This window comes from Nonomuraea sp. B19D2, from assembly GCF_040137845.1.
Lineage (GTDB): Bacteria > Actinomycetota > Actinomycetes > Streptosporangiales > Streptosporangiaceae > Nonomuraea.
This window is the reverse complement of record NZ_JBEFAK010000064.1, coordinates 40,331-48,641: the sequence shown is the minus strand read 5'-3', so window position 1 is coordinate 48,641 and position 8,311 is coordinate 40,331. Positions and strand designations below refer to the sequence as shown.

Below are 8,311 nucleotides of genomic sequence, written 5' to 3'. Positions count from 1 at the left end.
AGCCAGCGGCTGGGACGTCATCGCTGGGTGGTGGAGCGCACCGTCTCTTGGCTTGCCGGCTGCCGACGCTTACACCGGCGCTACGAACGCCGGGCGGACCACTTCTCTTCCTTCGTGGCTCGCCGCAGTCCTCATTTGCTACCGCCGACTCACCAAATGAGTCACCGTCTTAGGGAGATCTCGGCGCAACCGAGCCCGCAGACTCGGTAGCTCCACCGGTGGTTCATCAACTAGCGCGGTGAACGCGAGGGAGACGGCACGCGATTGAGGATCTGCCTGTCGTAGGCGGAGTAGGTGGCAAGCACGCTGGGAGGGACCAGGCGCTCGGGGCCCGTGCCGTAGATGCGGCCGAGCAAGTAGAGGGCGTGCGCCGGAGGGCGGCGGCCCGCATCGGGCCAGTTCTCGTACTCGTAGAGGCGAGCCTCGCGAAGGCCGGCGGCTCGGCTGGGGTCGAGGGTGGCGTAGGCACTGATGGTCTGGCTGGCGGTGAGTCCGGCGGCGTACCGGTACAGCCGGAGCGGGCTGACCTGATGGTCGAGGCTGAGGACGATGGCGATCTGGTCGATGGTGAAGCCGCGCTCGCGTAGCAGGCGGCTGCGGCGCCGGCACTCGAGGAGAGTCTGGTAGCCCTTGCCTGACATGGCATCCACGTTCCTTCCTGGTGACCCGGTGGGTTCGTGGACCGTAGGGCGACTGGCTGGAGAGGCTCAAGCTGCTGGTTGGGGTGATCGCTGCGCCGGACGGCGGCGTGGTCACCCCTGGCTGCGGGGTGAAACCGCTGGTAGACGGCCGCCCCGGAGGGGCGGTGTGCTGGGGGTGTGATTCGGGCGCGGAGGTGGTTGATGGTGCTGGCCGCTCCCGGAGCGGTCGGGGGCGTCACGGAGGTGACGAGCGGTGGATCGCCATCACGACCAGCGGGCGCGCCCGCAAGCACATGATCCGGAGCGGCTGCACGTGCCGAACGCAGCGGCCCACGCCGGATACCAAGACGACGTCCTTGATCCCCAGCGTGATCCGTTCGTCGCCGACGTATGGCCCGCGCCAGCGACGAGTGGGATGGGCTGGCGGCGGGTGTTCCCGGGCCGAGGCGATCAGGCGGCTCCTGCTCGTCGTCTGGTGAAGCTGCTGTTGGAGGACACCTCTCGTGCGGACGACGCCGAATGGGTGGCAGCGGAGCTGATCAGTAACGCCCTTCGGCACAGCCGCTCCGGCCTGGCTGGAGGCTTCTTCGTTGTGGAGGTCACGCGTACGACGCACTCGGCGCGTGTCACGGTCTATGACCTGGGCGGAGGAGCCGTCCCGGACTATGAGCAGGCCGACGCGGCCGCCCGGCAATGCCAGCCGGGACAGAAGGAAGATGGATACGGGCTCGCAGGTGTGGCGCGGCTCGCCGCCGAGGTCGGGGTGTCGGGAAGCCCCATCAAGGGGCACGCGGTATGGGCTGAGCTGCGTCTGGTCCCGCCTCAGCCCTCAGGAATCGCAGCAGTACACGCGGCAGGCTCTCTGCCTGTGGCCCGAGCGGCCCGCGCGGAGCACCGCCGGGTTGAGCCCCTCGGCGCTGCTCCGGGACTCGGCGTAAACGACAGGGACGACCAGGTGTCCGCCTTCGGGCAAGAGCCGTGGGCGCAGGTGGAGCTGCGGCGGTTGCGGCGGGAGCACCCTGACTGGGCGTTCTTGGTGGTGCGTTATCGGTGGATGGCGCTGCAGGGCAAGGATGCGGTGATCATTGCTTCTGGGCCCAACGAGTTGCAAGCGGCTCTGCCTCGTGATCGTCGATCGGAGCATAGGAGTGGGGGAGTAGCTGGCCCTGGAGCCGATCCGGGGCCGCTCGAAACCGCTGGATCGGATCTGGTGGAGCCGCGTCGCGCCGTTGCGGACGATGCGGTGTTGACTGCGCGGCGGTCAGGCACGGGGACGTGGACGGCGGTCTCTGATCCCCCAGCGGAAACGTGCCGATGGCCGCTGAGGTGGCCATGGTCACGTCGGCGCATGCGCACCTCCAAAGCGTGAGGTCGCTCGGTACCCGTGGCCGTCTCTGGTCGGCGTGAACCGGAGGCCGGCGGTTAAAGGCATGCCACGGATCAGGCTTGATATGGCGTGCCGAGACGGCCTGGGCGGGATAGCCAGGCCAGATGGCGGGGTGCCGAGCGTGCTGAGATCTGTACTGGAAATGCATGTAGCGTTCCCGCGTGCGCTTAAGACCGCGCCGCCTCTATAACGTCATTTTCCATGGTCAGCGCGGTTCCGGGCGGCGCGGTGTACGGCCCGACTCGCTTAGAAGCGAGGATGCAATATATGGGCAGGGGAGGATTTCGCGTTGGTCGGGGTCGGAGTCTCTGGTACCTGGCCTTGAGAGCTCGCAAACGGTCCGTCTTACCGTCATTTATGTAGTGCCGCTTATTGCGTGCTTTTGCTCTCGTGGTGTAGGTGCAGAATACAGTTCTATTTCTCAAGGCATCGGGATGCCTTGAAGGTTCAGCGCAGGTGGGCGTGTACTTCGGCCCTACGCTCGTGGTTTGTGGCAGTTCCCCGGCTCGCGGGCCGAAAGTCACGAGTCTTTGGTTCGACTTCGTCGCAAGATGATTCCGCAGCCGGTGTGAATCCTAATGAGGGCAGCCTCTCCAGCCGTTGGGGTGACGTAAAAAAATACGGCGACCGCTTGCCATGGCCTATCGCGCGAGACATTGTCGAGCCGCACACAAAAAAACCGGCCCACAAAATGCGAGCCCCAACCAGTGCGGAAAGGACAACGGCAATGGAAATTCAGGTCTCAGAAACCGCGCTCGACAGTGTGACAGGAATCGCGACAGACGGCGCCCTCAGCCCCGCCGAAACCGCTCTCACCCCAACCCCGGAAGCTGTGACGGCCGACGGCCCGAACGCCCGCCAGGAGGCGGTGTGGGCCGCGCTGGCGGTAAACCCTGGCGCGTCCGTGACAGCGATCGGTGCGGCGGCGGGGATGAGCCGGGTGGCAGCGGGCAAGATCCTCAATGAGCTGGAGAGGAGCGGCCGGGCCAGGCGCACAGCCGGTGGCCATGACGGGCGGGGACGGACTCCCGACCGCTGGTACCCGGCCGAAACCGACGACCCGGCGGACACCCCGGAGCCGGTCGAGCACGCCGATCTCACCGATCCGGCCGAAGCCTCGCCGATGGCTGTCACGACTGACGACTCCGACGCCGTCACCTCGTCGGACGCGACGGAGGACACCGCCGGGCTGGACGCGCACCAGGAGGCCGTTCTGGCCGTGCTGGAGAGCAACCCCGGCTGGTCCGCTGCCGCGATCGGCGTGGCGGCGGGACTGACCCGGGCAGGCGCGATCAAGGTACTCGACCAGCTGGTGGCGGCCGGGCTGGCCTCTCGCGGAGACGAGGAGGATCGGGCCAAGGACGAGTGGTACCTGGCATCCCACGAGCCGACCGCCCACGATGAGGCTCTCGCTCTGGACGGGCACCCCGTCTCGACCACCTCTACCGGCGATCCTGCTGCGGACGTGGACGCAAGCCCCGAGGAGAGCGCGGAGGAACCGGAGCCCGACCCGGAGAACTTGCCTCGGGCAGAGGCGCGCGCGGAGCTGCTGGAACTGGCCGACCTGCTCCTCGGGACGGTCCGCGCGATGGACAACGAAGGGGACGCGGTCCTCGCGCTTGGCCGCTTGGAGATGGCCATGGCGAAGATCCCGCAGGCGCATCGCAACGCCCGCGCGGTGCTGACCGGCACCACCGCTCCGGCCCGGCCGGTGCCAGGCCGCTCCGGCAGCCGTAGCGGTGGGAGCGCCGGACTGGTCCGCCCCGGTGCGCTGCGTGACCGCGTGCTGAGCCACCTCACGGAGCACCCGGGCAAGGACTTCACCCCGTACGAGATCGGACGGGTACTCAACGCCTCATCCGGCGCGGTGGCCAACGCCCTGGACCGGCTCGTCAGCCTCGGTCAGGCCCAGCTGACCTGCGAGCGGCCCCGCCGGTTCAGCCTCGCGGAGACCTCGGCCCCGGAGTGACCCAGCGGTGCGGCGAACCACACCGGCCCGCCTGCCGTGCCCGCAGACGGACAGCAGGCCGACACGCGCCTGCCCAAGAAGCCCTTCCGACCTCACACATCTCCCGTTCGACCATTCACGACCTGCCTAGGAGGCATCTGTCATGGCCCACGAGATCGAGATCTTCGCCAACGGCTCGGCCGGATTCGCCGCCGCTGGGAAGCCCGGCTGGCATCGGCTCGGGTACACCGCACCCGGCCCGATGACCGCCGAGGAACTGCTCACCAACGCCCAGCTCGCCGGATGGAACGTGCGCAAGGTGGCGGTCGGCCAGGTGACCGACCCCGACACCGGGCAGACCGTCACCTCCGAGGAGGACTTCCTCATCGTCCGTACGAATCCGGTGACCGGCCAGCCCGAACGCCTCGGCATGGTCGGCAAGGACTACAAGATCGTCCAGAACGAGGAGGTCGCGGAGTTCCTGCAGACCCTGGTGGACGAGTCCGGGGCGATCTTCGACACCGGCGGCTCCCTGAACGGCGGACGCCGGGTCTTCGTCACCATGCGCCTCCCCGAACCGCTCATGGTCGGCGGCCATGACCGGCTCGACCTGTACCTGGCGGCCTTCTCCCGCCACGACGGCTGGGGTGCGTTCACCACCGTTGCCACCCCGGTACGAGTGGTGTGCGCGAACACCGAGCGGGCCGCACTACGCAACCACGCCTCGATGTTCAAGGTCCGCCACACTGGCCACATCGGCGGCCGGATCGCCGAGGCTCGGGAGGCGCTCAAGCTCACCTGGCGGCACGGCCAGGCATTCGCCGAAGAAGCCGAGAAACTCCTCGCCATCCCGATGGACGTCAAGGAGTTCCGCCAGTTCGCCAACACGCTGCACCCGCTCGCGCCGGACGCCAAGGAGCTCACGCGCCGCAATCACGAACTGGCGATGCGCGAGCTGGAATACCTGTTCACCACCGCGCCCACGCAGGAGCCGATCCGCAACACCCGCTGGGCCGCCTACAACGCGGTCACCGAGCGGCTCGACCACCGCAGCCCGGTGATCGGACGGCGGGAGCCCGAGATCGTGCGGGCCGAGCGTGCCCTGCTGGACGACCACGACAACACCAAGATCAAGATCCGCGCGTTCAAACTCCTCGCCACGGCCTGACCATGCTCGCCCGGTACGGCCCGCGCCGTGGGCCGTACCGGAATCTCGCCCACTCCCGGAGCCCTGACACCGGTTCCATCACGCCCGCTTTCCAAGGAGAAGATCATGGGACAGCTCGAAGCCCTGGCCGAGACGCACTACGCCCGCACCTCGCTCGAGGCGTGTGAGGCGATCGACAAGCTCACACACGCCGCCGAGTCCGGTCACGGTCTCCACGCCGAGGACCTGGCTCGACTCACCGTCACCCAGTTCGTTTTCGGCTGGTGGCAGCAGATTACGGACATGATCAACAGCGAGGGGCTCGACGGGGCCGACGCCATCATGCGCACCCGCCGTCAGGCCGAACAGCACCTCCTGAGCGGCAGCCCGGTTCTCCACGCAGACCTGTTCGCCCAGGCCATGGCCCAGGCCAGGCGCCAGGCCGCCCAGCAGTTCCTGGCCACCACCCAATCCTTGGCTGATGCTCTGGCCGGAGCTGCCTCGCTCACCGGCCAGGCCTCCACGTCACCACACCGTCCGGACGACCGTCCGCCCTTCGTTCTGAACCCAGGCGGGCGGGATCCCGAGCAGCAGCTGTGAGGGGCCGCCGCCGGACCCTGACGTTCTCGCGCTCAGGACCCAAAGCTTCTCGCCTTCGAGAACGGCCGAGCAGGGAGTCGCTCAGCTCGGCCGGATCTGACCAGCCCATCCCCTACCTGAAGGAGCGATCACGTGGACATACCAACCAACCGAGACGAGCCGAGCCAAGTCCGCCCGACCACCCATCGCCCAACGGGGACTCCGCCGTCCGCCGGGCAGTTTGCGCCGTTCGGCACTGCGGACGAGCTCGGCTCGCTAGAGGCCGAGCCTGAGGAGTCACTTGTCATACTCGATCAACGGATGCACGAGGCGCTCGCCGCAGCCCAGCACGCCGCGTACGCGGCAGCAGCCGAGGTCGCCTACCTGCTGCAGCGGGCGCTGCGGCTGACCGGCGAGCCGCTGTATCAGACCGCCTACACCCAGGCGCTGCGCACCTGGTGGGAACAGGTCGGTGAGCAGGTCAGCAAGCAGCACCTGCAGGCAGATCACGCGCTGCGCCGGGTCCGCTCGTGGGCGCGTACCTACCTGACCGCCGAGATCGGATCCACTCAGCCGGGGACCCTGTTCGATCACGCCCTCGCACACGCCTCCCGGGCCGCCGCCCGGCGCTTCCTGACCGCCACTGGCGAGCTGCTGGCCGAACACGCTGCCCGGCACGACACCACCCTCGCGACCGTCACAGGCCTGGGCGCTCACAGCGCGGCAGCCGCGCACGGCCCGACCGGCTCCCCTCGTTCGACGACGCCTCACCACACCAGCGCCACTTGATGGCGGGAAGGAGAACACCCTCGTGAACGACTACACATCCCCCCACATGCCCGACGAGCCCTCGTTGGGAGCCCTGGTGCGGCAGCAGCAGCGGGTGAACCAGGACGCGACGATCAGAGCTACCACCCAGCTGGTCCACGGCTGCCGGGTCAGCAGCCAGGAGCTGTGCGACGCTCTGCGGGCGAACCTCCTGCTCCGCTGGTGGAGCACGCTCGCTAGGTATGGCGAGCAGCACGGGCTCGGCATGGTACGCGCGATGGCGAAGTTCAGCTTCTGGGTCAGCTCCTACCGCACCCGGCGCCTCGGCGACAACCCCACCGCTGAAGGACACGGTGGCACTACGGACGAGGAACTAGCCCTCGCGCATCTCGACTGCGCGCTGGAGCTGATCAAGCGCGCCGCCGCCCGCGAGTTCCTGGCCAAGGCCACGGCGAGCCGCTCGGCCGGGACGGAGCAGGCCCAGTGAACACGCACACGCGCTCACACCCGCAGAAGAACGCCACCGACGACTCCCAGGTCGAGACGTTCCAGATGCTGGCCTGGAAGTGGAATATCACAGCCGCCAAGCAACTCACAGCAGATCGCGAGCCGACGGGGCAGCTGGACCCGCAGGCATGGGCGGGCATGCTGTATCTGATCCGGATAGACCACGCACACGCGGCCACCGTGGACCTGGACGAGCCACTGATCGCAGTCCCGATCCCGGAGGCCGGATGGCTGATCATCGACGGCTGGCACCGCATCCACAAGGCCCTCACTCAGGATGTGGACAAGCTGCCGGTCATCGTCTTGACGCCCGAAGAAGAGCTGGCCTGCCGCATCTTCGGAGGTGAGAAGAGACCCGGCTGGCGGTAACCGAGTCCGGTGGCGCAGGTGGTCTGCCCCGGTCGCGCACCTCATGGTGTGCGGCCGGGGCACACCTCCTGCACCACCGGCCGTCGGTGCTCTTCCCCTACTCGGTGCGCGACGGGGTTGCAGCGCGTGAGGCGGCTTGACGGCGCTCTAGCTCGCTTCGCAGGTCGGAGAGGGAGACCAGCCCTTGCCGGGTATCGACTCGCCAGAACTCCCAGCCGTTCTGCTGCGATCCCGCCAGCTCGCTGGCGGGATCGGACGGCTTCTCGCGTGGGGTGCCTCGGAACTGGAGAGTGCCGTCCAGGTTGACTACAGCCTGCTCGCGCAGGTGGGACGGCTTCGGGACAAGACTGGTCCCGGGCGTCAGCAGCCCCGCCTCGATGAGGTCCCGCACCGTAATACTGCTTCTGTATCTCGGCCGGCGAGGTGAGCTTGCCTCAGTGGTTCGCACGGTGGCCGGTGCCGTACGCGGCACCGCGAGCACGGCGGGAGATCCTGATTCTTCGGCGGCCATGGCTTGAGGTGGTGCGGCGATTTTGGGATTGAGCGTGTGGCTCAGGAAATGCAGCAGGTCGATGATCGGGGGCACGCAGGTGCGCATCCCGATTTGATCGTGAGCCGACAGAGTGAGGTCCTGGGGCCGTTTGCCGTTGTGCAGCCGGACATGCGGGGCCTTGGCGAGCAGGTCGTACAAGTGACCTTCAAGCCACCCGGCTTGGCTGGTGTGGAAGGGATGTTCGTTGTCGCGGCGGATCAGAACGGCTCGATACCAGTGGTCGCGCGCCCGCAGATGGTCGCGCAACCTGTGGGCAAGAGTGCCGGGCGCGGCCATGCCCACGTAGACGCCCCATCGGCCCAGCGCATCAGGCCGGTCCAGCAGGAGGTACGCGCCGGGCACGTTCCAACTCTCGTGAAGCTTGGTGGCGTGTGCTCGTTCGACGACGGCCATGCGCACGATGGAGTACTCG

At 67.9% G+C, this 8,311-nt stretch carries 9 protein-coding genes and 1 pseudogene; 8 read left to right on the top strand and 2 right to left on the bottom strand.

From position 1 onward, the window contains the following. Positions 1-160, top strand: a pseudogene (locus tag ABN273_RS53490) (transposase); the annotation flags it as partial. Positions 161-230: 70 nt separating this feature from the next. On the opposite strand, the gene ABN273_RS53485 reads toward ABN273_RS53490, so the two are convergent. Then, positions 231-650, bottom strand: a complete 420-nt coding sequence (locus ABN273_RS53485; RefSeq protein ID WP_349457450.1) for a hypothetical protein — start codon at positions 648-650, stop codon at positions 231-233. A gap of 406 nt (positions 651-1,056) precedes the next feature. Here ABN273_RS53485 and ABN273_RS60035 point away from each other — a divergent pair, with 406 nt between their 5' ends. From ABN273_RS60035 to ABN273_RS53455, 7 genes are all read left to right on the top strand, one after another. Beyond that, positions 1,057-2,010: an ATP-binding protein gene (locus ABN273_RS60035; RefSeq protein ID WP_502911305.1), complete on the top strand. Its 954-nt coding sequence runs from the start codon at positions 1,057-1,059 to the stop codon at positions 2,008-2,010. 745 nt (positions 2,011-2,755) lie between these two features. Beyond that, complete coding sequence (locus tag ABN273_RS53480) at positions 2,756-3,997, top strand: MarR family transcriptional regulator (protein ID WP_349457449.1); 1,242 nt, start codon at positions 2,756-2,758, stop codon at positions 3,995-3,997. A gap of 142 nt (positions 3,998-4,139) precedes the next feature. Further along, a complete protein-coding gene (locus ABN273_RS53475; protein ID WP_349457448.1) occupies positions 4,140-5,144 on the top strand; it encodes a DUF932 domain-containing protein in 1,005 nt (334 codons plus the stop codon). Positions 5,145-5,249: 105 nt separating this feature from the next. Further along, positions 5,250-5,723: a hypothetical protein gene (locus ABN273_RS53470; protein WP_349457447.1), complete on the top strand. Its 474-nt coding sequence runs from the start codon at positions 5,250-5,252 to the stop codon at positions 5,721-5,723. Between the two features lie 300 nt (positions 5,724-6,023). Next, positions 6,024-6,491 (top strand): hypothetical protein, encoded by a 468-nt coding sequence (locus tag ABN273_RS53465; protein WP_349457446.1) that lies wholly within the window; start codon positions 6,024-6,026, stop codon positions 6,489-6,491. Between the two features lie 22 nt (positions 6,492-6,513). Beyond that, positions 6,514-6,957, top strand: coding sequence for a hypothetical protein (locus tag ABN273_RS53460; RefSeq protein ID WP_349457445.1), 444 nt, complete (start codon positions 6,514-6,516; stop codon positions 6,955-6,957). Then, complete coding sequence (locus tag ABN273_RS53455; RefSeq protein ID WP_349457444.1) at positions 6,954-7,346, top strand: ParB N-terminal domain-containing protein; 393 nt, start codon at positions 6,954-6,956, stop codon at positions 7,344-7,346. Before ABN273_RS53460 ends, ABN273_RS53455 begins: the two co-directional genes overlap by 4 nt. Positions 7,347-7,443: 97 nt before the next feature. Here ABN273_RS53455 and ABN273_RS53450 read toward each other — a convergent pair whose 3' ends face one another. Beyond that, entirely contained in the window at positions 7,444-8,292 is an 849-nt protein-coding gene (locus tag ABN273_RS53450; RefSeq protein WP_349457443.1) for a restriction system modified-DNA reader domain-containing protein, read from the bottom strand. Positions 8,293-8,311 lie beyond the last annotated feature (19 nt).

Excerpts from the sequence above, each read along its gene's own strand:
- ABN273_RS60035 (WP_502911305.1), top strand. The coding sequence starts at position 1,057 with ATGGGCTGGCGGCGGGTGTTCCCGGGCCGAGGCGATCAGGCGGCTCCT.
- ABN273_RS53480 (WP_349457449.1), top strand. The coding sequence starts at position 2,756 with ATGGAAATTCAGGTCTCAGAAACCGCGCTCGACAGTGTGACAGGAATC.
- ABN273_RS53475 (WP_349457448.1), top strand. The coding sequence starts at position 4,140 with ATGGCCCACGAGATCGAGATCTTCGCCAACGGCTCGGCCGGATTCGCC.
- ABN273_RS53470 (WP_349457447.1), top strand. The coding sequence starts at position 5,250 with ATGGGACAGCTCGAAGCCCTGGCCGAGACGCACTACGCCCGCACCTCG.
- ABN273_RS53465 (WP_349457446.1), top strand. The coding sequence starts at position 6,024 with ATGCACGAGGCGCTCGCCGCAGCCCAGCACGCCGCGTACGCGGCAGCA.
- ABN273_RS53450 (WP_349457443.1), bottom strand. The coding sequence starts at position 8,292 with ATGGCCGTCGTCGAACGAGCACACGCCACCAAGCTTCACGAGAGTTGG.